The following is a 23,721-nucleotide window of genomic DNA, read 5'->3' on the forward strand; positions in this document are numbered from 1 at the left end:
TGGACTACGGTCTGGGGAACATCATCAGGTGGTCACCGTGGCGCCGGTTGCGTCGGCGCCACGGGCAGGTTTTTCCTCAGGCGACCTTCTTCCAAGGGGCCTGCAGCTTGTCCCAGCAGGGATTGTTCAGGGTCATGTCCATATCCCGGGCAAAGATGGCGAAGCCGTCGTAGCCGTGATACGGGCCTGAATAATCCCAGGAGTGCATCTGACGGAAGGGGATGCCCATCTTCTGGAAGATGTACTTCTCCTTGATCCCCGAACCCACCAGATCCGGACGCACCCGCTTGACGAATTCCTCCAGCTCGTAGCCGGTCACGTCGTCGTACAGCAGCGTGGCATCGCCCATTTCCTTGATGGTGCGGTCATAGTCATCGTTGTGGGCAAACTCGTAGCCGGCCCCCACGATCTCCATGCCCAGGTCCTCATAGGCACCGATCACATGACGGGGACGCAAGCCCCCCACATACAGCATGACCTTGCGGCCTTCCAGGCGCGGACGGTACTTGGCAATGACCGCGTCCATCTCGCTCTGGTACTTCTCGATCACCCGTTCGGCACCTTCCTTGATCTTGTCGTCGAACAGCGAGGCGATCTTGCGCAGGCTCTCGGCGATCTTGGTGGGACCGAAGAAGTTGTACTCCATCCAGGGCAGGCCGTATTTCTCCTCCATGTGCCGCGCCAGGTAGTTCATGGAACGGTAGCAGTGGAGCAGATTCACTTTGGCCTTGGGTGCCAGCTCCAGCTCGGAGATGGTGCCATCCCCGGACCACTGAGCGATCACCCGCAAGCCCATCTCCTCGAGCAGAATGCGCGAGGCCCAGGCGTCACCACCGATGTTGTAGTCACCCGTGAGGGCCACATCGTAGGGGGTGGACTCGAAGCTGTGATCATCATCCCGGCGCGGCAGCACCGAGTCGCGGATGGCATCGTTGGCAATGTGGTGACCCAGGGACTGGGACACACCCCGGAAACCTTCGCAGCGCAGGGCCACGACGGGCTTGTCCGTCTCCTTGGTCTTCTTCTTGGCCACCGACTCGATGTCGTCCCCGATGAGCCCGACGGGGCACTCGGACTGGATGCTGACCCCTTTGCTCAGAGGGAACAGGGTCTCCATCTCGTCGATCATCTTCTCCAGCTTCTTGTCGCCGCCGAAGACGATGTCCTTCTCCTGGAAGTCGGAGGTGAAGTTCATGGTGCCGAAGGTGTTCACCCCGGTGTGGCCCGTATAGTAATTCCGACGACCCGCACGAGAGTACGCACCGCAACCCACCGGGCCGTGGGAGATATGGATCATGTCCTTGATCGGGCCCCACACCACACCCTTGGAACCGGCATAGGCACAACCACGAATGGTCATGACACCGGGCACGGACTTGCGGTTGGACACCAGGCACTTCTTGGCCTGTTCCACATTGGGGTCATTCACGGCCAGGTGCTTGGCGCGATCCTTCCTGGCCTTTTCCGGATAGACTTCAAGCACTTCCTGGATGAGGGCTTCAGCCTCGTCACGTTTCATAGCGCACATTTCGATGGACTCCTCTGTTCGCCGCCACTCATCCGTGGACATGCGTCAGGTGGAATGGGGTGGACTGGGTTCACCGCCGGGCAGCCCCATGGGGCTTACCCGACCGCTTTTCGAGGACTCAGGCCGTGGCCTGGTCCGCCTCGACCGACTTGCCGACGATGCTCTCGTCCTCCACATCCATGATGCCGAACTCCATGAGCAGGTCTTCCAGCTCATCCATGCTGCACGGAGTGGGCACGACGAAGTGCTTGTTATCGACCACTTTCTGGGCCAGCGCGCGGTACTCGTCAGACTGCTTGGACTTGGGGTTGTATTCCACGCAGGTCATGCGACGGATCTCGGCACGCTGCACATCGTTGTCACGGGGCACGAAGTGGATCATGGTGGTCCCCAGCTTCTCTGCCAGCGCCATGATCAGTTCATCTTCGCGGTCGGTGTTACGGCTGTTGCAGATCAGGCCTGCCAGGCGCACGCTGCCGGAACTGGCGTACTTCACGATACCCTTGGCGATGTTATTGGCTGCGAACATGGCCATCATCTCGCCGGACACGACGATGTAGATCTCCTGGGCCTTGTTCTCGCGGATGGGCATGGCGAAACCACCGCAGACCACGTCGCCGAGCACGTCGTAGAACACGAAGTCCAGATCATCCTCATAAGCACCTTCCTCTTCCAGGAAGTTGATGGCCGTGATCACACCGCGGCCGGCGCAGCCGACGCCCGGCTCGGGGCCACCGGACTCGACGCACTTGACGTCGCCGAAGCCGGTCTTGAGAACATCTTCCAGTTCCAGATCTTCAACGCTGCCGGCGTCAGCAGCCATCTGCATGATGGTATTCTGTGCCTTGGCGTGCAGGATCAGTCGCGTGGAGTCGGCCTTGGGGTCGCAGCCGACGATCATGATCTTCTTGCCGGCCTCCGCCAGGGCGGCGACCAGATTCTGGGTGGTGGTGGACTTGCCGATACCGCCTTTACCGTAGATTGCACATTGACGTGTGGGCATGGCTTCAATCTCCTCTGCCTGAGCTGTGGACTGTGTGTGTGTCTTCATCAGGAGGGGTTGCAAACCACGTGCCAGCAATGCTTTTAGATATCAAGTTACTGTTTTAAATACTTTTTATACGGAACAACCGGACCGACACTACGCGTGGGATACCCGACAAAGACCCTAACTCTGTATGGATAACGACACGTCCCCTCCCCCCACCCTGCCCGCCTGCGCCCGCCTGCCCATCAACCGCTGCAATCTGCCGGCCGTGATCCTGGGCAGCCTCACCTACCAGCAGCATCCAACACCACTCATGATCGATGGCCTTGGTGATCTGCATCGTTACCTGTGGCAACACCTGGACACCCTCGACACGCCGGAACTCAGGGCCGAGGACTTCAAGGCCTACATGCGCGGTCATTTCTGCCTGGATGACCTGTCGGCCTGCGGGCTGGAGGGGGACGGGGGGCGCGGCAATGCGGATTATCTGCGCCTGGTGCGGGGCTGGTGGTTCAACCCGGACGGGCGCGAGGCGGCGGTGCTCAAGGGCTGGGTGGAGTCACGCTTTGGGCTGATGACCCGATTTCACCGGCAGCCGCTCAAGGATAACGAGGGGGAAGGCTATGCCCGCTTCATGCACGAACGGACTTGTGGGCTTTACAACACCAACGCCCTGGAATCGCAGATGGACCTGCTATTCGGCTTTTGTCAGTACGAACTGGGCCGACAATATCCGGAACAGACCCATCTCACCCTGTACCGTGGGGTAAATGGTCTGGAGGATCACGAAGTGCTCTGGCGCAGGGGCAAGCGGGCCGTGGTGCTGTTCAACAACGTGAACGCCTTTTCCAGCCACCGGGAGCGGGCGGACGAATTCGGGGATTACATCCTCACCGTTCGGGTGCCGATGGCCAAGGTGTGCTGCTTCCAGGAACTGTTGCCCGGACTACTGAGGGGAGAAGGGGAACATCTGGCGATCGGCGGGGTGTACGAGGTAAGTCTGAGCACCCTGTGAGCGATCACGACGGGCGTCGGTACCAGAACCAGCTCAGCCGCCGCGAACGCAGGGCAAAGGGCACCAGCAAAACCACCAGGGTCATGAGCAGATGCTGCCAGGGGCCGAACCATTCGGTCTTGCGCCCTGAAGTGAGCACCGGGGGCTCGTCCAGGATGCGAAACACCTGACCCCGCCGCCGACCATCGCGGGCCAGACGACGGGAAAGGAACACCTCCTCGCCGGCATACACCTTCTCGGTGAAGCCCCCTACCCTCTCGAAGGCATCGCGGGTACAAAAGACATAGCAGCCAGCCGCCAGGCGCAGCCGGGAGGACAACCCGTTCCAGGCAATCACGCCCAGGCGGTAGGCCGACAGGGAGAGGCGATCAAAGCGGATACGCGCCCCACCCCCACAGACCTGACCACTGCCCAGGGCCCGCAGCGTGGCTTGAAGCAACGGGCCATCGGGCCAGGTATCGGCATCCACGAAGATCAGCCATTCACCACGGGCCTCGGCAGCACCGGCGTTGCGAGCGCGGGCGATGCGCTGTTCCGGCTCGAAGACCACCCGGGCCCCGGCAGCCTGGGCGATGGCGGCGGTATCGTCCGTGGAGGCGTTGTCCACCACGATCACCTCCGAGATCTCCGGCTGCTCCGCCCGGGCGGCATTCACGGCCTCCAGGGTCCGGCCAATCCAGTCGGCCTCGTTCCAGGCGGGGATGATGATGGAGACTTGGGGGTGTTCTGACATGAGGTAACGGGGCGCTCCAAAAACGGTTACTCGTTCAGGGCCAGGGCAGCGGGGCTCAGCCAGGGATAGCTTTCTCTCAAGATCTCCCAGTCCTCCGGCGTATCCAGATCCTGCCGCGATTCCAGCTCATCCCAGGACCAACCCAGGGCCTCGAACCGCGACCGGGTCTGCGCCAAAACCTGATCCGTGCCCCATTCGATACCCTGGAACACCTGCGGTTCCGCCCGACGCATGCCGATCAGCACATAGCCCCCATCATGGGCTGGCCCCAGCACCGCATCCCGACCCGATCGCAGGCTGTCAGCGGCCTGGCGGATGTCCTGCACTGTCATCTCCGGACAGTCAGTCCCGATGACAATGGCCCCACCAAAGCACTCCAGGGCACGCCCCAGGGCCTCCTGAAGGCGATCACCCCGGTCGATACCCTGCTGGGAGGTCAGCGCACAGCCGTAATCCACCGCCAGCTTGCGCAAAAAGACGTGACTGGCATCCGGGGCACCATGGATGATCACCGAGCCGCAGTCCGCAGCACAGGCCACCATCATGGCGTGACGTACCATGGCCTTGTGGATACGGCAGGCATCCTCGGCGCCCACGGCCGGGATCAATTGGGTCTTGGTGCGCCCCGGCACCGGGGCCCGCGTGAACACCAGGACCGGGATTTCCTCAACACTTGCAGACATGACAATGCCCCTCACCCGACCCACAACCGGGCATTGCGGAACATCCGCAGCCAGGGACCATCCTCGCCCCACTCGGCCGGGGCCCACGCATGCTGCACGGTACGGAACACCCGCTCCGGATGCGGCATCATGATGGTGGCACGACCATCGTGACTGGTCAGCCCGGTAATGCCCTCGGGGGAACCATTGGGGTTGAAGGGATAACGCTCCGTCGTCCGACCAAAATGATCCACATAACGCAGCGACACCAACCCGGAACCCGACAAGGCATCCACATCCGTATTGCCCAGTGCGACACGACCCTCACCATGGGAAACAGCCACCGGCAGACGCGAACCAACCATCCCTGCAAGCATGATGGACGGGCTTTGGGTCACCTCCACCAGCGAAAAACGGGCCTCGAACTGCTCGGAGCGATTACGCACAAAACGTGGCCAGTGCCCTGCCCCCGGGATGAGGTCCTTGAGCTGGGAGAGCATCTGGCAGCCATTGCATACCCCCAGAGAGAAGGTATCGGAACGCTCGAAGAAGGCCTGGAAGGCGTCCCGCAGGCGGGCGTTGAACAGGATGGATCGAGCCCACCCCCCGCCGGCACCGAGCACGTCGCCATAGGAGAATCCACCGCAGGCTGCCAGCCCCTGGAAGCTGGCCAGATCCACCCGGCCCTCCATGAGATCGGTCATGTGCACATCCACGGCGCAGAAGCCTGCCCTGTGGAAGGCCGCCGCCATCTCCAGCTGACCATTGACGCCCTGTTCCCGCAGGATGGCCACCCGGGGCCGCGCGCCCGTTTGAATGAAGGGCATCGCCAGGTCGTCTGTGGGGTCGAATGTCAGATGGGCATTGAGGCCCGGATCGTCATCCGGCATCAGGGCCTCGAACTCCTCCCGGGCGCAGTCGGGGTCATCCCGCAGGGCCTGCATGTGGTAACTGGTGCGGGCCCAGCACTGCTGGAGACGGGCTCGGCTGTCCGCAAAGACCACCTGATGACCACGCCGGAATTCGATCTGCCCGGCGTCGTTCAGGGTGCCGATCACATGACTGTGATGCGCAAGGCCGGCACCATGCAGCATGGACAACACTTCTTCGGTATCGTCGTGACGCACCTGGATCACGACGCCCAGCTCCTCGCAGAATAGCGCCGCCAGGGTGTCATCACCCAGATCATCCAGATGCACGGTAATGCCCGTGCGTCCGGCAAAGGCCATTTCGCACAGGGTAGCCAGCAGGCCACCATCGGACCGGTCGTGATAGGCCAGCAGATGCCCCTCGCGCCGCAGATCCTGGATGGCGGCGAAGAATCGTTTGAGGGTGTCCGGATCATCCAGATCCGGGGCGTGATGCCCCACCTGACCGGTCACCTGGGCCAGGGCAGATCCCGCCAGGCGCTGGCGACCCTTGGCCAGATCGATCAGGATCAGGTCGGTATCGCCCTGATCGGTGCGCAACCCGGGGGTGAGGGTCTGCCGGATATCCGAGACCGGCGCAAACGCCGAGATGATCAGCGACAAAGGCGAGGTCATCAGGCGCTGCTCGCCGTCCTGCTCCCAGACCGTACGCATGGACAGGGAGTCCTTGCCCACCGGAATGGCAATCCCCAGGCGCGGGCACAGCTCCTCGCCCACGGCGCGAACGGTATCGAACAGGGCCGCATCCTCGCCGGGATGACCGGTGGCGGCCATCCAGTTGGCAGACAGGCAGATCCTCGACAGGTCATCCACCGCAGCGGCGGCGATGTTGGTGATCGCCTCACCAATGGCCATGCGACCCGAAGCCGCCGGGTGAACCATGGCGATGGGCGCCCTCTCACCCATGGCCATGGCCTCGCCGGTGTAGCCATCGTAATCACTGGCAGTCACCGCCACATCGGCCACGGGCACCTGCCAGGGGCCCACCATCTGATCCCGGGCCACCAGGCCGGTCACGGTGCGGTCACCGATGGTGATCAGGAAGGATTTGGAGGCCACCGCAGGCAGTTGCAGCACCCGCTCCACGGCCTCGGCCAGATCCACCACGCCGGTATCCACTTCCGGCTTCTGGAAGGTTTGATGGTGCACATCGCGCAGCATCTTGGGGGGCTTGCCCAGCAGCACCTCCATGGGCATGTCCACGGGCGTTGCATTGAGCAGGGCGTCGCCCACCAGCAGGCGCTGCTCCGCCGTGGCCGTACCCACCACCGCAAACGGCGCCCTCTCCCGTTCGCACAGGGCCACAAAATCATCCAGGCGATCGGCCTCGATGGCCAGTACATAGCGCTCCTGGGCCTCGTTGCACCAGATCTCCATGGGGGACAGGCCTTCCTCATCGGAGGGCACGGTGCGCAGTTCGATACTGCCACCGCGACCGGCATCGTTGAGGATTTCAGGGATGGCATTGGACAGCCCGCCGGCGCCCACATCGTGAATGGAGAGCACCGGGTTGGCCTCACCCAGGGCCGTGCAGCGGTCGATCACTTCCTGGCAGCGTCGCTGGATCTCCGGATTGCCTCGCTGCACCGAGGCAAAATCCAGTTCCTGGGCACTCTCGCCACTGGCCATGGAAGACGCCGCACCGCCCCCCAGGCCGATCAGCATGGCCGGACCACCCAGCACCACCACCGGTGTGCCTTCGGGCAGGGCCTGCTTCTCGATATGCTCGGCGCGCATGCTGCCCACCCCGCCGGCGATCATGATGGGCTTGTGATAGCCCTTGAGCTCGGTGCCCGCAGGCCCGGGCACTTCAGCCTCCAGGGTGCGGAAATAGCCCGCCAGGGCCGGGCGCCCGAATTCATTATTGAAGGCCGCCGCACCGATGGGGCCCTCCAGCATGATGTTCAGGGCCGACTCGATCCGCTCGGGCTTGCCAAAATCCTCCTCCCAGGGCTGTTCCAGGCCAGGAATGCGCAAGTTGGATACGGAGAATCCGCACAGCCCCGCCTTGGGCTTGGAGCCGCGACCGGTGGCACCCTCGTCACGGATTTCGCCGCCAGAACCGGTGGCAGCACCCGGGAAGGGCGAGATGGCGGTGGGATGGTTGTGGGTTTCCACCTTCATGATGATGGGCAGATCCATCTCCACGGACTGGTATTCGCCGGTGCGGGGATCAGGGATCAGGCGACGGGCCCGATGGCCCTCCATCACCGAGGCATTGTCGCGATAGGCGGAGAGCACCCCGTCGGGAGACTGGGCGTGGGTGTTGCGGATCATGGCGAACAGGGATTTTTCCTGGGGACGCCCGTCGATCACCCAGTCGGCATTGAAGATCTTGTGGCGGCAATGCTCGGAGTTGGCCTGGGCGAACATCATCAGTTCCACGTCGGTGGGGTCGCGACCCAGGGCCTCGTAGGCCTCCACCAGGTAGTCGATCTCATCGTCGGTGAGTGCCAGACCCAGTTCCGTGTTCACCCGCTTCAGGGCACCCTTGGCATCGGCGCCCCGCTCCACCACCCGCAGCGGTGCCGGGGAGGCCGTGGAGAACAGCCCTTCGGCCTCGTCCCGGTCGGTAAGCACGGTCTCGGTCATGCGGTCATGCAGCAATGGCAATGCCCGGTGAAGATCCTCGGTGCTCAGCGCAGTGTCAGCCTTGAGCCAGAAGGCCGTACCCCGCTCGATCCGCCGCACCACGCCGTCGAGCCCGCAGTTGCGGGCAATGTCGGTGGCCTTGCTGGACCAGGGTGAGATCGTGCCGATGCGCGGCACCACCAGCACCAGCTGCCCCTGCTCTGCCAATGCGTCATCAGGCTGCTCGCCATAGCTGAGCAACTGCCCGAGCACCTGGTGTTCATCGGGGGTCAGCTCCCGCTCCGTCTGCACGAAATGCTCGAATCGGGCCCACACCCCGCTGATCCCCGGCACCTGACGACGCAGATCCTCCAGCAGGCGTTGACGACGAAAACTGGACAGGGAGGGACTACCCGGAAGACACAGCATTGAAGACCCCGAACTCAGGCTTGAAAAGCCGTCCATGATACTTGAAAAGCGCCCCAAAAGCCCCCGATTGCCCCCATTGGAAACACAGCGCCCCCCATGGGAGCCGCCCCGGGAAAGCCCCCACCCCATGCCCGTGCATGCCCCTGTGGGAGCGGCCCTGGCCGCGCATCCCCCTCCGAACACCGCCATGAAAGGCCAGCAACCCCGTTTTTTCTTCCGGACGGGCTAGTGACAGGGAACTCCCCCCCGGGTACCATGTCTATTGTTACAACACCGGGGGCGACCTGGCTTCGACGTGGGTCGTGAAACCTGAGGTGCATGCCGAGGATACAGCTTACCTCGTAAATCATGCTGTAACGCTATAGTTGCCAACGACGACAACTACGCTCTGGCCGCTTAAAAACCGGCTAGCCTCTGACTGGACCTGCTTGTGGGTTCTACTCAGAGGTCATCGCACACAAGCTCGCGGAGCGGACCTGCCCGGGTCTTAACCGTTAAAACCAAGCGGGCTCGCGCCAACGCATCCTGTTCGTCGGAGGCCGCGGCGTTAACTGAAAAGACGAACTAAGCATGTAGTACCAATGGCGTAGGGCTTGCGGACGCGGGTTCGATTCCCGCCGCCTCCACCAATACCCAAAGGTCAACAGTTCGCTGTTGGCCTTTTTTCTTGCCCGATCGCGCCGGCTCCCGCGCATTCGCGCGGGTTCCTACGGTCGTGATTCGGCAGCTCATCGTCCAAGATCGCGGACGCGATTGGATCGCCATCGCCCCTGATGCCGATCCAGGACGCGCAGACCCTCCTCACACCCACACACCGCCAGGCCGTGCTGGCCCGGATCGCCAGGTTGACCGGCCTGCCCGGTGCGGTGGCCATGGCTGCCCTGCTCCATTTGAGCGCGTGAATCGCTCATCCGGTGCATTCCTCCCAGTGGCCTGGGAGATGGCGCAGATCATCGGGTTCGTCGATGTCCCACAATGCCGGTTGCTCATTCAAGGACCAGCCCAGTGCGCGAATGTGCTCGCGGGTCTGTTGGGCTACCCGCGAGGTACTCCAGTCGATCCCACCGAAGAGGGTCGGATGAAAACGACTCAGTGCCAACGCCGCATAACCCCCGTCGGCCACCGGGGTCATGACGGCATCATGGGCAGCCAGGGCGAGCGCCATGGCACGCAGACGATCCTGTGTGAGTCCGGGGCAGTCGGTGCCCATGACGAGCACCCTTTGTTGGCCGCAGGCCAGTACCCGCGCGGCACCCCGGGCAAGGCGCGCGCCCAGATCGCCGTCTCCCTGAGGAGCGGTGGTCAGGCGTGTGGGCAGAGGGATATCCGACCACGCGCCAGCGTCATCCGGGGTTCTCAACAGGGTGACCGGCCCGAGGTCAGCGCCAAGGGCTTCGTGGATGGCATGGTTCAGAAGACGCTCAGCCAGCGCTGCCGCGCCCTGGGGGCCCAGCGCCGGGATGAGGCGGGTCTTGGCCAGGCCGGCATGGGGAGCCTTGGCAAAGATCAGGATATGCGTTTCGGGAATCATGGAGATCCTGCCTCAGCCACAGCGGCGCCCAGGACCGGCACGATCACCGCCAGCGTCCGCCTGGTCACGATGGATCCTTGCGGTGCGCCGGTGCATCCTCCGGGCGGCGGTTGATGGGATAGCTGTGATCGGGGCCGACAAAGGGCTGCACCAGCAATTTATCCAGACGGGTCCATTCTGGCTCGCGGAACTGGTTGATGCCGATCGTCATGTCATCATGCCCCTCGCGGGGCTGCGCCTGATAGGTGCCCAGCAGCCGGTCCCAGCAGGAGAGGTTGAAGCCGAAATTGGCATTGGTCTCGTTGGGATGCCAGGAATGATGCACCCGGTGGAAATCAGGCGTGACAATGAAGCGACGCAGCCACCGGTCAAGGCCTTCAGGGAGGCGAACGTTGGAGTGGTTGAACAAGGCCATGGAACTCAGGATGACCTCAAACAGCAACACGGCCAGTGCCGGTGCCCCCAGGGCAACGATGGCCGCGGCCTTCAGGGCAAAGGACAGCAGGATCTCCAGCGGATGAAAGCGCAAACCAGTGGTCAGGTCGAAGTCCAGGTCGGCATGGTGTACGCGATGCAGTCGCCACAGTGCCGGGACGGCATGGAAGAACACATGCTGTGCCCAGACAATAAAATCGAGAATCACCACGCACAGCAGAAGCACCAGCCAGCCGGGAAGATCCAGCACCTGGAACAGGCCCCATCCCTGCGCCTCCACATACAGTGCCAAGCCCACGGCGCCCGCGGGGAAAAGTACCCGCACCAGCAGGGTGTCGAGCATCACGATGCCGCCGTTGTTGATCCACCGGTAGGGCTTGCTCACCGAGAGCGGCCGGCGGGGCCGCCAAACCTCCAGGGTTGCCATGATGCCCACCACGCCGAAGAGGAACCCCAGTCGAATCACTGGCTCCTGCGCCATCACCCAGTCTCCCATGTTCGATATCACCTCGGTGGAGCAGGACGGACAGGCCCCCGCGCGGGGCTTGCCTCGGGTTGTTTAGATACATCACCAGACCATCAGTTTCGGCCTGCGACGACATGGGCGGGAATCAGGGCCTGCAAGCGTCGGGATCCTGTTGGCTGCCACGACTGGTGGTGCATCCACATGTTCAGAGCCCGACTCTCTCGCGCTGCTCATCCCGCAGCGCTCACGGTGATCGATACTATGCCGCCGCACCCGGCGCCAGGTGCGGCGACCAGACGCTGAGATCGCCGGTGACATGCACCACCCGAAAACGCACGAAGATTGATTCCGAGAGCCAATCCTGCTGGCGGGCTGCGCGCAGGGTGCGATGGTGCGGGCTCTCGTGGTAGGCGAAGGCGCGCATTTGTTCGGCATCCTGCCACAGCGTGAAGGTGGCCAGGGTGCGCAAGGGCGTCTCACCAAAGCCGATATGGAACCAGCAGCCAGGGACCTGGTGCAGATGCTCCCGGATCGCAGGCACGGCGCGCCAAAAGGATCGAACCCGGTTACGACGTACGCGCGCGTGGGTGAGGACCGCAACGGGCCCATCCGCTACGCGCTCGCCGCTGTACTCGAACGGCTCGCGCCCGGCCCAGGTGCCGTGACCCGAGATAGGTCGCAACTCGATATGCAGTTGTGCCTCGCTGGGCCCGGCGATGCGCCGATAGAAACGGCTTTGCCGCAGGCGCTGATCATCGGCAGGGTCTGGCAGCCCGCTTAGCAGGCAGTAGGTGCGCGGGTCGGGCAGGATCGAAAAACCGTCGCCCCCGCCGCAGCCCATGAGTCTGATATCGCCAGCGGGCACATCGGGGCCGATGAACAGGCGGCGAAAGCCCATAAAGAGGAAGGCTGCCGGGCTGTAGCCGAGCGGATAACGGAAAAAGCTGAAGGTGACACGGTTGGTCGGCATGCGTTGGGCGTGAAGCTGGCAGTAGTTGGGTCAAGATGGTGCGCCCGCGTCAGATTCCCGGTCAACTGTCTCAATGCTAAGTCCGATGATCATGGAGGATGTTCACGTCCCGGCCGTGATGCGCGGGGGCGATGAATCCGGAACGCACCAGGAAGTCACCGAAGTGCTCGCCGGGCTCGCGGCCAGCGGCGAAACCCGCAAAGGCGGCATCCAGGTGTTCCAGTATCTCGGCCTCGCTGGCATTATCCAGCGCCAGCCGGTTGAGACGTGCCCCGTCAAAGGCCGCTCCCAGGTAAAGGTTGTAGCGGCCCGGCGCCCGGCCCACCAGGCCAATCTCGGCCAGGTAAGGCCGGGAGCATCCGTTGGGGCAGCCGCTGATACGCACGGTGACCGGCTGCTCTTCCACCCCATGCCGGGCAGCCATCTCCTCGATACGGCGGATCAGATCCGGCAGATAGCGCTCGGCCTCGGCCATGGCCATCCCGCACGTGGGGAGCGCCACGCAGGCCAGGGCGTTCAGACGCAGCGGCGAGGCTTTGTCATGCGCGTCCAGCCCGTAGGTGGCGATGGCCTCCTCCATCCGCGCTCGGTTTGCGGCATCCACGCCGGCCAGCACCAGGTTCTGGTTGGGCGTGACCCGCACATCGCTGACCATGTGCTCGTCGATCAGCGCGCGCAGGCCCTGGAGTTGTGTCGGGAACAGCCGGCCGGACTGGATGAAGAGGTTCATTTGCCAGGTGCCATCCACGGCCTCGGTCCAGCCATAACGGTCCCCGTTGCCGGTAAAATCAAAAGGGCGCGCAGGCTCGAGAAAGACGCGTGAGCGCCCCTCCAGTTCCCGGACCAGCCAGTCCAGCCCGCGGTCCTCGACGGTGTATTTGAAGCGCGCGTGCTTGCGGTCCTCTCGGTCGCCGAAGTCGCGCTGGATGGCGACCACCGTTTCGGCCACCTTGAGTAATTGCTCGGGTGGGACGAAACCGATCACGTCACCAAGACGCGGGAAGGTCTTGGGCTCCCCGTGGCTGCAGCCCAGCCCGCCCCCTACGGTCACGTTGAAGCCCACCAACCGCCCGCCCTCTTCCATGGCGATGAACCCCAGGTCCTGGGAGAAGATGTCCACATCGTTGACCGGTGGGATGGCAACCCCGATCTTGAACTTGCGCGGGAGATAGGTCTCCCCGTAGAGGGGTTCGGCCTCGGGCTCGCCATCGGTGACCTTCTCGCCGTCGATCCAGATCTCGCGCCAGGCTCCGGTCTTCGGGGTGAGGTGTGCACTCAGACGCTGTGACCATTGCAAGGCCTCGGCGTGGATCTGGCTGGCTTCGGGCTGGACGTGGCACATGACGTTGCGATTGACATCGCCGCAGGCCGCCAGAGAATCCATCAGCACCGCGTCGATACCGCGGATGAGGGTCTTGAGGTTTTCCTTGGCCACGCCGTGAAACTGCACGGCCTGACGGGTGGTGAGCCGGATGGTACCGTTGGCCACACGACTGGCCAGCTCGTCCAGGGCCAGCCATTGATCCGGCTGGATCACCCCGCCGGGCACCCGCACCCGGATCATGAACTGATACGCCGGCTCCAGCCGCGCTTCCCGACGCGCGTTGCGAACGTCGCGGTCATCCTGCTGATAGATGCCGTGGAACTTGGTGACCACGGTGTCTGAATCCGCAAGGGCGCCGGTGACCGGGTCCTGGAGCCCGTCAGCCACCGTGCCGCGCAGGTGACGGCTGTCGCGCTTGATCTTTTCCACATCGGTGCCAGACATTTCAGTACACCTCCTTCTTGTAGCGACCGGCGGACTTCATCCTGGCAAGGCGTTCCTCGGCAACCTTGGCGCTCACTCCGGCGTGTTCGGCGATCACACCCGCCAGCGCCCGGTGAACATCCCTGGCCATGCCCTGTCCGCTGCCGCAGATATACACGTGAGCACCCGAGTTCAGCCACTCGAAGACCTCGCGGCCCTGCTCGGCGATTCGGTGCTGCACATAAACCTTGTCGGCCTGGTCTCGGGAGAAGGCCACCGAAAGCCGGGAAAGGGTTCCTTCGCGCAGGTGGCGAAGCCACTCCAACTGATAAAGGAAATCCGTCTGACGGTGCTGTTCGCCAAAAAAGAGCCAGTTCCTGCCACTGTGGCCCAGCGCTGCGCGATGTTCGACGAAGGCCCGGAAGGGCGCCACGCCCGTGCCAGGCCCGATCATGATGACGGGTGTCTCGCCGCTCTCAGGCAGACGGAAACTGGGGCTGGCCTCGACATATACCGGCAGGCTATCTCCCGGTCGCAGCGCCCGGGTCAGCTGCCAACTCGCAGCGCCGGCGCGTAGCCGGTCATCGATCTCGCGGCCTTCGAGCTTGACGGTCAGGTGGACCTCTTCTTCATCGACCAGCGGGCTGGAGGCGATGGAATACAGCCTGGGGGCGATGGTGCGCAGGCAGGATACAAACTGGTCGGCATCCAGTTCGAAGGGGAATTCTTCGATCACGTCAACCACCTGACGCGTCCTGCACCAGGCAGCAAAGGCGTCACGGTCTTCCAGTAACTCAACGAGCTTCGTGACCCCACCCAGCTCGGCGTAGCGCTCCACAAAGGGCCTCGCCACCTGGGTCAGCTCCAGCCGGCTGGTCAGCCATTGGGCGAGGGGTCGGGCCTCGCCGCCATATTCGACGGCCTTGTCACCATCCAGGCCGGTGCGTTCCAGGATCTCCTCGACCAGACGGGGATCATGGCTCGGCCATACGCCCAGGGAGTCCCCGGGCTGATAGCTGAGCCCGCTGCCTTCCAGGGAAAGGGCCAGGTGATGAACGCTCTTGGCCGAGGGCGGCACGGTCAGCGGCGACACCTCCAGGACTTCGGCCATAAACGGGCTGCGGCGCCCGTACATCATGGGCGCGGCCACCGGGGTGGCGCTGTCACGGACCACCTGTAGATGGGAATGATTGCCCTGCACCGGTTCCAGCAGCGGTTTGACGGCCTCGAGGATCCTGGGCTGCCAGGCATCTTCGGAGGATTCGAGATCCACATCGCAGTCGACCCGCTGTAGCAAGCGGCTGGCCCCCGCCTTTTCCAGCGCTGCATCCAGATCGCGCCCCACCTGGCAGAAATCCGGATACGAGGAATCCCCCAGGGCGAAGACCGCATAGCTCAGGTCGTCAAGTTTCGGGGCCCGGTCGGAAGTCATGAGCTTGTGGAAAGCCTCAGCCTCCTCGGGTGGCTCACCCTCGCCGTGGGTGCTGATCACCAGTACCAGCAGCTTCAGCTTGGTAATCCGCCGCGGCTGGATGTCGGCCAGGCTGGCCAGGTCCACCACGAATCCCTGCGAACGCGCCTGGGCCGCCAGGCGTTCGGCCACGCCGCGCCCGTTACCGGTCTCCGTGCCGTACCAGATGGTCAGCGTCGCGGCCGGGTCGGCTTCATTGGCTGGCTGGGATTCCGCCAGCGCCTGCCCACCTGCCGAGGCGAGCCCGGCAAAGTAGCCGGACGCCCACAACAGCTCCGGCCCGTCGAGGCGGTCGACAAGGCGGTCGAGTTCAGTTTGCAGCACCTGCTGCCGTTCTGGGGATAGCGCCATGGTGAACCGTCACAAATTCGAATGCGTACAGTTCACGCTAGCGATGCGCTGCCACCAAGGGAAAGATTTTTTAGTTCTAGGGTTATGCTGTTCCGAAACTCCGAACCCGGTCGCCCCGCGCCAGGCGAAACATATCCGGGCATCCCCACGGATCACCGACCAGCCATGGCAGCAGCGAAGAATCTTTCTTGGATCGCGGAACATGCCATTATCACTGGCGTAGCCGCAACGGCATACCCACCGTGAACTGCAGGTCCGGCGAATCCGCGGTTACGCCAATGCCCAGACCGAAATCCACTGTGAAATCCGGAGACATGGAGTAGGACGCGCCCACGTTGAACGACGAGGTCACCAGGGAGGATCCGGGGATGCGCGCGTCGTCAATCCGGCTACTGGCAGATAACTGCTGGGAAAATCCGAAACTGATGGACGTGTCCAGGTTCAACGCCAGAGCCAGACCCACCTGCGCACCGACGGTATTACCGCTGCGAAACCGACCCGCCTCGATGTCCACCCCCTCATTGTAAGTGTAGGACAGTCCGCCAAAGAAAACGGCCGGATCCGTCACATGCACCACGGTCAGCGAGCCGGCATAACTGTTGAAACCGCTGCCCAGGGAAAGCTGTCGACCCAGCTCCTGGTCGAAGGGGTTATTACCGGTCGTGGTCTTCCAGCGCAGGCTGCCCAGCAGATCGGGCCACCTTTCCGAGCCCCTGATCAATTGATGAGACAAGGCAAGTTCGATATCACCCAGCCCCTGAGCGGACTGGGTGCTCTCCTCGTTTTCGGCAGTGACCACCTGACGGCGCTGCCATCCCCAGGGAATGCGCGCCTCCAGCTGCCAGTCTTCAGGCAACCCGATGCGTCCGGTGAACGTGGTCTGGGCGATATCGGTGCGGACCCGCTCATTGACAATGTCCCCGACCACCAGAACCGGCAGTATGGTGAAGCCGTCGATGACGATACGATCGCTGGAACTGCTGATGTAACTGAAGCCCAGGTCTGCTTCGAAGGTTCCAGGCGGCAGCAGCAGACCGCCACGATCGATGAGGGTTTGTTCGAACGCGGCCCGAATCAGGCGTTCCTGTTCACGACGCTCTTCCTCCGCGGCTTCCTGGACGGCCTGTTCCAGGGCCTCCTGTTGCGGATCGGGTTCCCTGATCTGTGCCGGGCCCGGCGCAGATGGATGCAGATGGGATTCCAGTTCGTCAAGACGGTCGATGAGATGCCGGATGACGTCATCACGCACGACGATGGCCCGTCGCAGTTCCCGCAACTCCTCCTGCAATTGATCGATGCGTTCATCGGCCATGGCCATGGTGGCAGGCACACCGCTCACCGCCACGATGCATAGCCACGACATCCCCCGCATGGACATCCCACTCCTGGTCGGAGGCACCCTCACGGGGTCACCGGGAGATGGCGTATGGCCGGTGGCACGGGTCCACCCGCCCTCAGCAGGCGGTGAACATAGTCCAGGTTGGGTAGTGGCGTGTTCAGCGCATTGGGAGCCAGCGGTCCTTGTCCCGGGTCCCATGGCGATTGGCCCACCTCCCGCACGAAGAACCCGATACGACTGGACCAGGCCTCGTCAAACTGTGCCAGCGACAGGGTGAGGTTGCCGAAGGCCGGATCACCAATCAGGACACGGTTTCCGGCGCGGCCCCGGAACACCACAAAATGATCCAGGTCCCGATAGCGAATGGGGAGAATCGCAGGCACCGGACTGTGTTCCAGATCCTCCAGGGTCAATTGTGCGTAGCCCTCTGCCTGATAGCCCACGGCCTCGGCGAAGCGCTTGAGATCGAGAAGGGAGAATCCGCCACGTGCCCTGACCCTCTCCGGGTCTGTGTTGGCCAGGATACTGACGGCAATCGTGGCCTCACTGAAGGGGTCGCCAAAATGGTAGGTGAGAATGGTGCTCAAGGCAGCCGATCCACAGCTGACATCCCACCCCTGGCGCACCAATCCTGCCTCACGCAACTGCTTGAGGGGCATCACGTCGGTGGAAACGCGACCCGCTGCGGTCGGAAGTGGCGTGCCCCCATCCACCACCGGGCTTGCTGTCGCAAGCACCGATATCAGCAGCGCGGGGGCGACGGCTTTCATCTGGGGCCTCCCAGCGACGCAGGGGAAGATGCCAACTCCCTCTGGAGGTTGATTTGCTGCATCTGACCGACCACGGAGTCGATATTGACGTTCAGATTCAGCAAGACATTCACGGGTGAGTTGACCGCGTTGATGTTGATCAGCGAGGAAAGGTTCTGCTGAGCATTGTCTCCCAGTATCAGCAGGGCCTGGGGGTTGGAGCGGCCGTCCAGAAGCGCAGCCTGACCTTGAACATGGATGTGACTGCCCCGCCGGGTGGTTCTTGCTGCCTCGAACCGGGCCAGCTCCTGGGAATCCCCCATCACCGCACCGGCCACCACGCGATCCAGCCAGGCATCATCCATCAGTCGAGGCGACTGGGCATGCGCGGTTCCCGCCATCCAGAGGGTGCAAGCCAGCAGCCATGTCTTGCGAGATTGGATGGGCATCATTGAAACCCCTGCACAAAGGTGTTGCTTTGGCTCACGGCCAAGGGATTCCCTTGCGTGGCACGTACGTGGGCGGGGGTGCGCGCCACGTTGGTGGCCCCTCCCATGAGCGAGGTGGTGACGTTGGCAGCATTCAACGCTCGCAAAGTCTGCTGAGCGCCCCCGTGCACCTGAACGACATGGTAGGTCTCCACCCGGGACTGACTTCCGGACAGGGTGATCAGGTCCGCCCGGGCTCCGACCAATTCACCGCCGGTCGTCTGCTCTATCTGTTCCCTCCGGGACCACCGATCCTGCTCCCATTGATGCTCCCAGGTGTGGGTTTGCTCCTCCAGCACGCGCTCGAATGACTCCAGGCGCTCGATGGATTGGGTGCCGCAGGACTGCGCGGAGCGGGTTAGACAGAGGATGCCATCGGTCAGGTCAGCCCGCATGCCGAATTCGGTCGACCAGGGCGGACCCTGCTCACCGCCCGGGTCAAACAAGTCTCCCAGGGAGATTTCAAAGCGGGCATCGGGAAGTGACAGATCCAGTTCCAGTGACTGCAGCGGGCGACCCGGCAGCAGTTCCAGGGCTGCCGGGGTCAGTATGCCGGCGACGGGCTCCAGGTCCAGGACAAACGATTCAGTGATGCCTGGCAGCGAGAGGCCCAGATTGAGATCAACCCCCGTCTGGGGTGTCTGCATCTCGAAACGACCACTGCCCACGGCCGCGATCCCTTGGCCCAGCTTGATATCCAGGTCCTGGAGCGGGTTGGCGCCTGCGAGGCGGATCTCGCCCACATCCAACGACGCGGTGGTGCGATTACCCACATTGAAGTCAAGGTCGGCGCGTACGCAGCCGCCCAAACATAGCTCTCCACGCACGGTGGGAAGATCTGGAGGGGGGAGGCTGATTTGCCCCAGGTTCACCACCAGATCATCTCCCTCCCCCCGAATCGAGGCCGGCGTCACCTGAGCACCCTGGATTTGCAGACCCGAAAACTCGGCACCGATACCGAACCTTGCGGGTTCTTCTCCGGTAAACCAGTCAAATGAGACGGCGGGGAGTGTCAGCGAGGGCAGCGTGCAGGTGGGGGCACCGCACAGATCCAACCCCACCTCCCAATCACGCCCCAGGCTGTCGCCGGGTACGGCAGCGTTGTAACGGGCACGTGTGCGGACCTGGTTCATTTCCTGGTCCACGCGCGTATCCATGCGTGATTGGCGATCGCCAATGCCTTGCCATGACTGGGCCGCTTCCCAGCGGCGGCTGTCCTGACCACTTGTGGTGGCACCAAGTTGAGCGCCGTCCGCACCCTCCTGCACAAAATGATTGGTCTGGTCCACCCGGGAGGTGGGCCCACCCACGGCCCCACCCTCAAAGACATTCAGGCCGGTGATGGTGTCAGCTCGGGAGGCGTTAACCACATTCAACCCGGTCAGGCCGGACTGGGCAGCGCCCCCTAACTGGACCTGATTCAGCGATTCCCGCTCGAACACGGTGCCTCCCGCCACCACACCAGACACGTCGCCCGGTGGCGGAGGTAATCCTGCGTCCATGGAAGCTCCGCCCTGCACGCCGGCGCGGGCCCGGTCCGGAAGGGGACGATCGGGAGGTCTGATGGCGCTCTGGCCGGGTTGCTGTACCACCATGCCCGAAGCCTGAACCCGGTCCAGGGCAAAGTCGTCCAGTGCCCTGGGGGCCGCCGCAAGGGTCGGCGTCAACGCAAGGCCCAGCGCCATCCCGATGGGCACCCCCAGTCGACCCTGGAACATGCTCATGATCCGAGCCTCCCTGTTGGTCAAGGGTGGCGGGACACATGCCCACCGCCACCCTTGTTTGACGGCGATCTCAGCGGCTGTGGCTGATGACGTTGGTCTGCGTCAGATTGAGGGATTGCCCCCCGCTGGCATTGAGTGCTCCGGAGCGTTGGGTGGCCACATTGACGCCGTTGGCCACGGCGCTGCCCGCAGCATTGACCACATTCATTGCCCGCACATCAGCCTGGGCATTTCCCGCCAGCACCACCAGGTAGCTGGATTCCACCGTCAGATCCGAACTGTCCACCACGATGTACTCGGCCTGGGCGTCACGCAGCACGAAGGGTGCCCGGATTCGTTCATCCAGTGCCGTGTCCCAGGAGCGCTCGCTGACCTCACTGCTCTCCTGGATGTGAGCAGTCGAGCGGTCCACCATGTCCGTGATCTCCTCTTCGAAGCGCCCCTCGGCCTGGCAGGAGCCGTTCTGGACCGCACACCCTGCCCCCTCGAATTCCACCGTCATCTCGGGCAGCCTGAGGTTGACCCTCACCTCTCCATCAAAGGAGACAACCCCGGGCAGCGAGACACCTCCGCCTGACTCGAACGTGAACTCACCGGCATCAAAGTGCACACCGAGATCACCGGCACCCGACAGACCCCGTCCCGCCTGGATCTCCTGCCCCAGCACCGTCGACTTGGCGTTCACGCGACCACTGCTCTCGTTGCTGCGCGCGAACGAATGCGTCTCCACGTTGGCGATGTTTTCAGACGAAGCCAGTTCTGAAGACTCGAAACTGGAGCCGCTGTCCGACGTTACCCGGTCGATATTGGCCTCGATTCGCTCGTAGGATGGCACTGAGGCCACGCGGCGCTGTTCCTGGACGATGTCGTTGATCTGGGCCACGTTGAAGTGCGCACCGTCCATGATGTCGGAGGTGGTCTCGGCCCGCCCGTCAAAGACATTGATGCCGTTGGCAATGGTGCTCTCGGCTCCTGTGACCAGGTTCATCGCCCGGGCGTTGGCCTGAGCGCCCTCAAGTAACTCAACATGACCTGTTGAGTTCAGCGTCGCCGAGGAGTCGTTTCCGACGATGGCCCCTCCGCTGGCACTGAGGGGGTGACCAGAGGCAACCCCTGCCGTAATGTTATCCATCTCTTCCAGGTTCAGTTGGGAAGGTCCGGATTGGGAAGCCACAACCGGTGCGGTTGCTCCGACCAGCGCCAGCGTCACCGCCACCGGGAGCACCCGGGGTGCGTGGAGAAAAAAACGTTGCTTGCTCAAGCCCTCAGTTCTGCGCCTCATAACCCACCCTCCCGTCGCCAGAATTCAACATAACGCGTCAAACGGAAGATAGCAGAGTATTGATATAACGCAATGAAATGCGATCGCGCCTTTCGGCGCCTGGGTCATCGCGGTGAGTACAGCGCAGCTTTGCCCAAGGAGTGAGGGCTGGCCAGGTCAACCTTTTTCTCCAATGGCGATACAACGCAGACCTCGGCCGGCACGATACCCTGCTCGAGCAGCTCCGATGCCGGTCGAGCATAGTAGGCGCTGAGCAAATCCAGGTTCGCATATACGAACTCGGACCGATCCCTGGGAAAGGGGCGGGTGCTGATGCTCCCGAGGTGTGCCAGGTTGACTGCGCCACCGTGAAACGAACCACTGCGCCATTGGATATCCGTTTGCCCTTCCGGAGGCACGGACTCCAGCACCAGCAAATGGGGATAGGCGCGTTTGGGGGGATGAGGATGCGCCCGGGGCGCGGGATAAGAAATGATGTCCAGCAGCCGGTAGGGCTGACCTTCCTTGCGGAAGGCCCCATTGAAGGACACAAAAGACACATACAGACTTTGGCCGATCCAGGATCTTAGGTTCTGTCTGAAAAGTGATTTTGCTAAGTTTGTACCATGATGAATCTGTACAGGAGGACTCATGGCAGGGCGGTACGAGCTTTCCGATGCAGAGTGGGAGCTGGTCAAGGATATCGTATCGACACCACAGCGCATGGGGCGTCCCCGGCGTGATGATCGACAGATGCTCAATGGTATCTTCTGGATTCTGTGCACTGGCGCCAAGTGGCGTGATCTGCCGGAACGATTTGGTCCATGGAAGACTGTGTATGACCGATTCCGGACTTGGCGGGATGAGGGGACTTTCGAGCTGGTCCTGGAGCGCCTGCATTTACGGCTTCGCGAGGACGGCTTGATGGATCTGGAGACCTGGATGCTGGATTCGACATCGACCCGCGCTACTCGAGCCGCCTCTGGAGGCGGTAAAAAGGGGGGTCTGAAGAACCCGTAGACCATGCCCTGGGGCGCAGTCGAGGCGGCCTGACCACCAAGATCCACCTGGTGTGCGACGGCCGTGGGCACCCGCTGGCGTTCGAGTTGTCGCCGGGTCAGCATGCGGACTCCCGATGGTTCACGACGGTGATGGAACGTGTTCATTTGCCCGGACCTGTGGGTCGCCCAGTAAAACGCTGTGATCACATCGTGGCCGACAAGGGTTATGACAGTGACGCGCTCCGACGATACTGTGATCGCTACGGCATGAAACCAGTGATTGCCAGCCGGAAGATGCACAGGCGACCGCGTCGTGGCCGGAGTCGGGGCTTCGACAAGGCACGCTACCGGCAACGGAACATTGTGGAGCGCCTTTTTGGCTGGATGAAGGAAATGCGACGTATAGGCACTCGATACGACAAGCTTGCCAAGAGCTTTCGAGCCATGGTTTGTCTCGCATGTGTTGTTCGTTGCTTCCGATCATACTTTTCAGACAGAACCTAGATCTCCCACCAAACGGTAGTAGCGGGAGGAAGGCCAGAGCGTTCCTTCAGAATCGCTTTGCATGGTAGGTAACGCGACGTCTTGCCTGGCCATGACATCCCCCTCATCCTGGTCTGCACGGGGTGGAGGATAGCAATGGCCTCAGCGCGCGAAAAATACTCACACTCCGCGTGAGGTTCACCCGACAAGCTCAGGGGTGTGGCTGCTGACCGCCCAGAAGCCACCCCATGCTTTCGAATCCCACCACCGTAGCCACCAGGGTAATCAACGACCAGACTGCGAGACTCAGGGTCATCCAGACCACAGTCAAACGTCGGTCCGCGTGCATGGCCAGCGCCATGACCGCGGCCAGGTGGATCCCGGTGAGCACGGGGCCCGCAAACGCGACCCCCGGCAGACCATAGCGGTCCCACACACGCTGCGCCCTGGGGCTCCAGCGCCTTTGAATGGGTCCCCGACGCCCCTCCCACCAGCGGAACAGGGCGATGATGCCGAACACTGGCAGGGCGTTGCCAACGAAACTCACGATCGTCACCGGCACCGGAGACAACCCAAAACCGACGGCCACCGGGATCACGACCATGATTTCAAGCCAGGGCGTGGCTGCAGCAAGAAAAACCAGGGAATATTGCCAAAGAAGATCGGGCATGGGGTGATCAGGAATGCACGGGGGAACGGATAAGGGGCACGCAGTGTAGACGAAACAGGACGTCCCCGCGATCTCAATGGCCTGGCCTCTTTGCCCGTTCTGCATTGCAACACCTGGAGGTCGGGTCCACACTCCATATAGCCGGACAAACGGTGCCCCTTTCCGTCTGAAAACGGAGGC

Annotated in this window: 20 protein-coding genes and 1 other RNA gene; 4 read left to right on the top strand and 17 right to left on the bottom strand. The window is 62.9% G+C overall.

Going from position 1 to position 23,721, the window contains the following annotated elements; all coding sequences use genetic code 11:
- Positions 1-76: 76 nt before the first annotated feature.
- Both nifD and nifH read right to left on the bottom strand, forming a co-directional pair.
- Positions 77-1,528 (bottom strand): nitrogenase molybdenum-iron protein alpha chain, encoded by a 1,452-nt coding sequence (nifD, locus tag ECTOBSL9_RS15485; RefSeq protein ID WP_063465809.1) that lies wholly within the window; start codon positions 1,526-1,528, stop codon positions 77-79.
- Positions 1,529-1,646: 118 nt separating this feature from the next.
- A complete protein-coding gene (gene nifH, locus ECTOBSL9_RS15490) occupies positions 1,647-2,531 on the bottom strand; it encodes a nitrogenase iron protein (RefSeq protein WP_063466247.1) in 885 nt (294 codons plus the stop codon).
- Positions 2,532-2,706: 175 nt separating this feature from the next.
- On the opposite strand from nifH, the gene ECTOBSL9_RS15495 reads away from it, so the two are divergent.
- The gene (locus tag ECTOBSL9_RS15495; RefSeq protein ID WP_063465810.1) at positions 2,707-3,531 is read left to right on the top strand and encodes an NAD(+)--dinitrogen-reductase ADP-D-ribosyltransferase; all 825 of its coding nucleotides are present in this window, start codon (positions 2,707-2,709) and stop codon (positions 3,529-3,531) included.
- A 4-nt stretch (positions 3,532-3,535) separates the two neighbouring features.
- Here the strand turns inward: ECTOBSL9_RS15495 and ECTOBSL9_RS15500 are convergent, their stop codons facing one another.
- From ECTOBSL9_RS15500 to purL, 3 genes are read right to left on the bottom strand one after another with little or no spacing between them, the layout of a single operon-like run.
- Positions 3,536-4,264 (bottom strand): glycosyltransferase, encoded by a 729-nt coding sequence (locus tag ECTOBSL9_RS15500; RefSeq protein WP_063465811.1) that lies wholly within the window; start codon positions 4,262-4,264, stop codon positions 3,536-3,538.
- Between the two features lie 26 nt (positions 4,265-4,290).
- Positions 4,291-4,947: a TIGR04282 family arsenosugar biosynthesis glycosyltransferase gene (locus ECTOBSL9_RS15505; protein ID WP_063465812.1), complete on the bottom strand. Its 657-nt coding sequence runs from the start codon at positions 4,945-4,947 to the stop codon at positions 4,291-4,293.
- A gap of 11 nt (positions 4,948-4,958) precedes the next feature.
- Complete coding sequence (gene purL / locus ECTOBSL9_RS15510; RefSeq protein WP_063465813.1) at positions 4,959-8,855, bottom strand: phosphoribosylformylglycinamidine synthase; 3,897 nt, start codon at positions 8,853-8,855, stop codon at positions 4,959-4,961.
- Between the two features lie 275 nt (positions 8,856-9,130).
- Here purL and ssrA point away from each other — a divergent pair.
- Both ssrA and ECTOBSL9_RS17715 read left to right on the top strand, forming a co-directional pair.
- Positions 9,131-9,484: a transfer-messenger RNA gene (gene ssrA / locus ECTOBSL9_RS15515) on the top strand.
- Between the two features lie 144 nt (positions 9,485-9,628).
- A complete protein-coding gene (locus tag ECTOBSL9_RS17715; protein ID WP_256366318.1) occupies positions 9,629-9,757 on the top strand; it encodes a hypothetical protein in 129 nt (42 codons plus the stop codon).
- A gap of 5 nt (positions 9,758-9,762) precedes the next feature.
- On the opposite strand, the gene ECTOBSL9_RS15520 is transcribed toward ECTOBSL9_RS17715, so the two are convergent.
- The 11 genes from ECTOBSL9_RS15520 to ECTOBSL9_RS15570 form a co-directional block, all read right to left on the bottom strand.
- Positions 9,763-10,386 (bottom strand): TIGR04282 family arsenosugar biosynthesis glycosyltransferase, encoded by a 624-nt coding sequence (locus ECTOBSL9_RS15520; protein ID WP_063465814.1) that lies wholly within the window; start codon positions 10,384-10,386, stop codon positions 9,763-9,765.
- A gap of 64 nt (positions 10,387-10,450) precedes the next feature.
- Positions 10,451-11,317, bottom strand: coding sequence for a sterol desaturase family protein (locus ECTOBSL9_RS15525; RefSeq protein ID WP_063465815.1), 867 nt, complete (start codon positions 11,315-11,317; stop codon positions 10,451-10,453).
- A 229-nt stretch (positions 11,318-11,546) separates the two neighbouring features.
- A complete protein-coding gene (locus ECTOBSL9_RS15530; protein WP_063465816.1) occupies positions 11,547-12,257 on the bottom strand; it encodes a hypothetical protein in 711 nt (236 codons plus the stop codon).
- Between the two features lie 76 nt (positions 12,258-12,333).
- Positions 12,334-14,025 (bottom strand): assimilatory sulfite reductase (NADPH) hemoprotein subunit, encoded by a 1,692-nt coding sequence (gene cysI, locus ECTOBSL9_RS15535; RefSeq protein WP_063465817.1) that lies wholly within the window; start codon positions 14,023-14,025, stop codon positions 12,334-12,336.
- Position 14,026: 1 nt separating this feature from the next.
- On the bottom strand, positions 14,027-15,826 hold the full coding sequence (locus ECTOBSL9_RS15540) for an assimilatory sulfite reductase (NADPH) flavoprotein subunit (protein ID WP_063465818.1): 1,800 nt from the start codon (positions 15,824-15,826) through the stop codon (positions 14,027-14,029).
- 211 nt (positions 15,827-16,037) lie between these two features.
- Positions 16,038-17,198, bottom strand: a complete 1,161-nt coding sequence (locus ECTOBSL9_RS15545; RefSeq protein ID WP_168161582.1) for a transporter — start codon at positions 17,196-17,198, stop codon at positions 16,038-16,040.
- A gap of 29 nt (positions 17,199-17,227) precedes the next feature.
- On the bottom strand, positions 17,228-17,935 hold the full coding sequence (locus ECTOBSL9_RS15550) for a C39 family peptidase (protein WP_025282922.1): 708 nt from the start codon (positions 17,933-17,935) through the stop codon (positions 17,228-17,230).
- Positions 17,932-18,363, bottom strand: a complete 432-nt coding sequence (locus tag ECTOBSL9_RS15555) for a hypothetical protein (RefSeq protein ID WP_063465821.1) — start codon at positions 18,361-18,363, stop codon at positions 17,932-17,934. Before ECTOBSL9_RS15555 ends, ECTOBSL9_RS15550 begins: the two co-directional genes overlap by 4 nt.
- On the bottom strand, positions 18,363-20,126 hold the full coding sequence (locus tag ECTOBSL9_RS15560; protein WP_063465822.1) for a hypothetical protein: 1,764 nt from the start codon (positions 20,124-20,126) through the stop codon (positions 18,363-18,365). The genes ECTOBSL9_RS15555 and ECTOBSL9_RS15560 overlap by 1 nt, the downstream gene beginning before the upstream one ends.
- A gap of 70 nt (positions 20,127-20,196) precedes the next feature.
- The gene (locus ECTOBSL9_RS15565; RefSeq protein ID WP_156500156.1) at positions 20,197-21,408 is read right to left on the bottom strand and encodes a hypothetical protein; all 1,212 of its coding nucleotides are present in this window, start codon (positions 21,406-21,408) and stop codon (positions 20,197-20,199) included.
- A gap of 104 nt (positions 21,409-21,512) precedes the next feature.
- Positions 21,513-22,040 (bottom strand): hypothetical protein, encoded by a 528-nt coding sequence (locus ECTOBSL9_RS15570; RefSeq protein WP_156500157.1) that lies wholly within the window; start codon positions 22,038-22,040, stop codon positions 21,513-21,515.
- Between ECTOBSL9_RS15570 and ECTOBSL9_RS16765 the strand changes: the two genes are divergently transcribed.
- Positions 22,039-22,892, top strand: a protein-coding gene (locus ECTOBSL9_RS16765; protein WP_156500099.1) for an IS5 family transposase whose coding sequence is annotated in 2 segments (ribosomal slippage) — positions 22,039-22,393 and positions 22,393-22,892 — 855 coding nt in all. Because the reading frame shifts where the segments join, the coding sequence is not laid out codon by codon here. The genes ECTOBSL9_RS15570 and ECTOBSL9_RS16765 overlap by 2 nt on opposite strands.
- Before the next feature lie 190 nt (positions 22,893-23,082).
- Here the strand turns inward: ECTOBSL9_RS16765 and ECTOBSL9_RS15580 are convergent.
- Entirely contained in the window at positions 23,083-23,541 is a 459-nt protein-coding gene (locus ECTOBSL9_RS15580; RefSeq protein WP_063466248.1) for a small multi-drug export protein, read from the bottom strand.
- Between the last annotated feature and the right edge of the window lie 180 nt (positions 23,542-23,721).

The organism is Ectothiorhodospira sp. BSL-9, assembly GCF_001632845.1.
Taxonomy (GTDB): domain Bacteria; phylum Pseudomonadota; class Gammaproteobacteria; order Ectothiorhodospirales; family Ectothiorhodospiraceae; genus Ectothiorhodospira.

What these genes read in the sequence shown, in the direction of transcription:
- ECTOBSL9_RS15555 (WP_063465821.1), bottom strand. Translation starts at nt 18,363, where the DNA reads ATGCCCATCCAATCTCGCAAGACATGGCTGCTGGCTTGCACCCTCTGG.
- cysI (WP_063465817.1), bottom strand. Translation starts at nt 14,025, where the DNA reads ATGTCTGGCACCGATGTGGAAAAGATCAAGCGCGACAGCCGTCACCTG.
- ECTOBSL9_RS15505 (WP_063465812.1), bottom strand. Translation starts at nt 4,947, where the DNA reads ATGTCTGCAAGTGTTGAGGAAATCCCGGTCCTGGTGTTCACGCGGGCC.
- ECTOBSL9_RS15540 (WP_063465818.1), bottom strand. Translation starts at nt 15,826, where the DNA reads ATGGCGCTATCCCCAGAACGGCAGCAGGTGCTGCAAACTGAACTCGAC.
- ECTOBSL9_RS15545 (WP_168161582.1), bottom strand. Translation starts at nt 17,198, where the DNA reads ATGCGGGGGATGTCGTGGCTATGCATCGTGGCGGTGAGCGGTGTGCCT.
- ECTOBSL9_RS15570 (WP_156500157.1), bottom strand. Translation starts at nt 22,040, where the DNA reads ATGAGTCCTCCTGTACAGATTCATCATGGTACAAACTTAGCAAAATCA.
- ECTOBSL9_RS15550 (WP_025282922.1), bottom strand. Translation starts at nt 17,935, where the DNA reads ATGAAAGCCGTCGCCCCCGCGCTGCTGATATCGGTGCTTGCGACAGCA.
- ECTOBSL9_RS17715 (WP_256366318.1), top strand. Translation starts at nt 9,629, where the DNA reads ATGCCGATCCAGGACGCGCAGACCCTCCTCACACCCACACACCGCCAG.
- ECTOBSL9_RS15495 (WP_063465810.1), top strand. Translation starts at nt 2,707, where the DNA reads ATGGATAACGACACGTCCCCTCCCCCCACCCTGCCCGCCTGCGCCCGC.
- ECTOBSL9_RS15520 (WP_063465814.1), bottom strand. Translation starts at nt 10,386, where the DNA reads ATGATTCCCGAAACGCATATCCTGATCTTTGCCAAGGCTCCCCATGCC.
- ECTOBSL9_RS15530 (WP_063465816.1), bottom strand. Translation starts at nt 12,257, where the DNA reads ATGCCGACCAACCGTGTCACCTTCAGCTTTTTCCGTTATCCGCTCGGC.
- nifH (WP_063466247.1), bottom strand. Translation starts at nt 2,531, where the DNA reads ATGCCCACACGTCAATGTGCAATCTACGGTAAAGGCGGTATCGGCAAG.
- ECTOBSL9_RS15500 (WP_063465811.1), bottom strand. Translation starts at nt 4,264, where the DNA reads ATGTCAGAACACCCCCAAGTCTCCATCATCATCCCCGCCTGGAACGAG.
- nifD (WP_063465809.1), bottom strand. Translation starts at nt 1,528, where the DNA reads ATGTGCGCTATGAAACGTGACGAGGCTGAAGCCCTCATCCAGGAAGTG.
- ECTOBSL9_RS15580 (WP_063466248.1), bottom strand. Translation starts at nt 23,541, where the DNA reads ATGCCCGATCTTCTTTGGCAATATTCCCTGGTTTTTCTTGCTGCAGCC.
- ECTOBSL9_RS15525 (WP_063465815.1), bottom strand. Translation starts at nt 11,317, where the DNA reads ATGGGAGACTGGGTGATGGCGCAGGAGCCAGTGATTCGACTGGGGTTC.
- purL (WP_063465813.1), bottom strand. Translation starts at nt 8,855, where the DNA reads ATGCTGTGTCTTCCGGGTAGTCCCTCCCTGTCCAGTTTTCGTCGTCAA.
- ECTOBSL9_RS15560 (WP_063465822.1), bottom strand. Translation starts at nt 20,126, where the DNA reads ATGAGCATGTTCCAGGGTCGACTGGGGGTGCCCATCGGGATGGCGCTG.
- ECTOBSL9_RS15565 (WP_156500156.1), bottom strand. Translation starts at nt 21,408, where the DNA reads ATGAGGCGCAGAACTGAGGGCTTGAGCAAGCAACGTTTTTTTCTCCAC.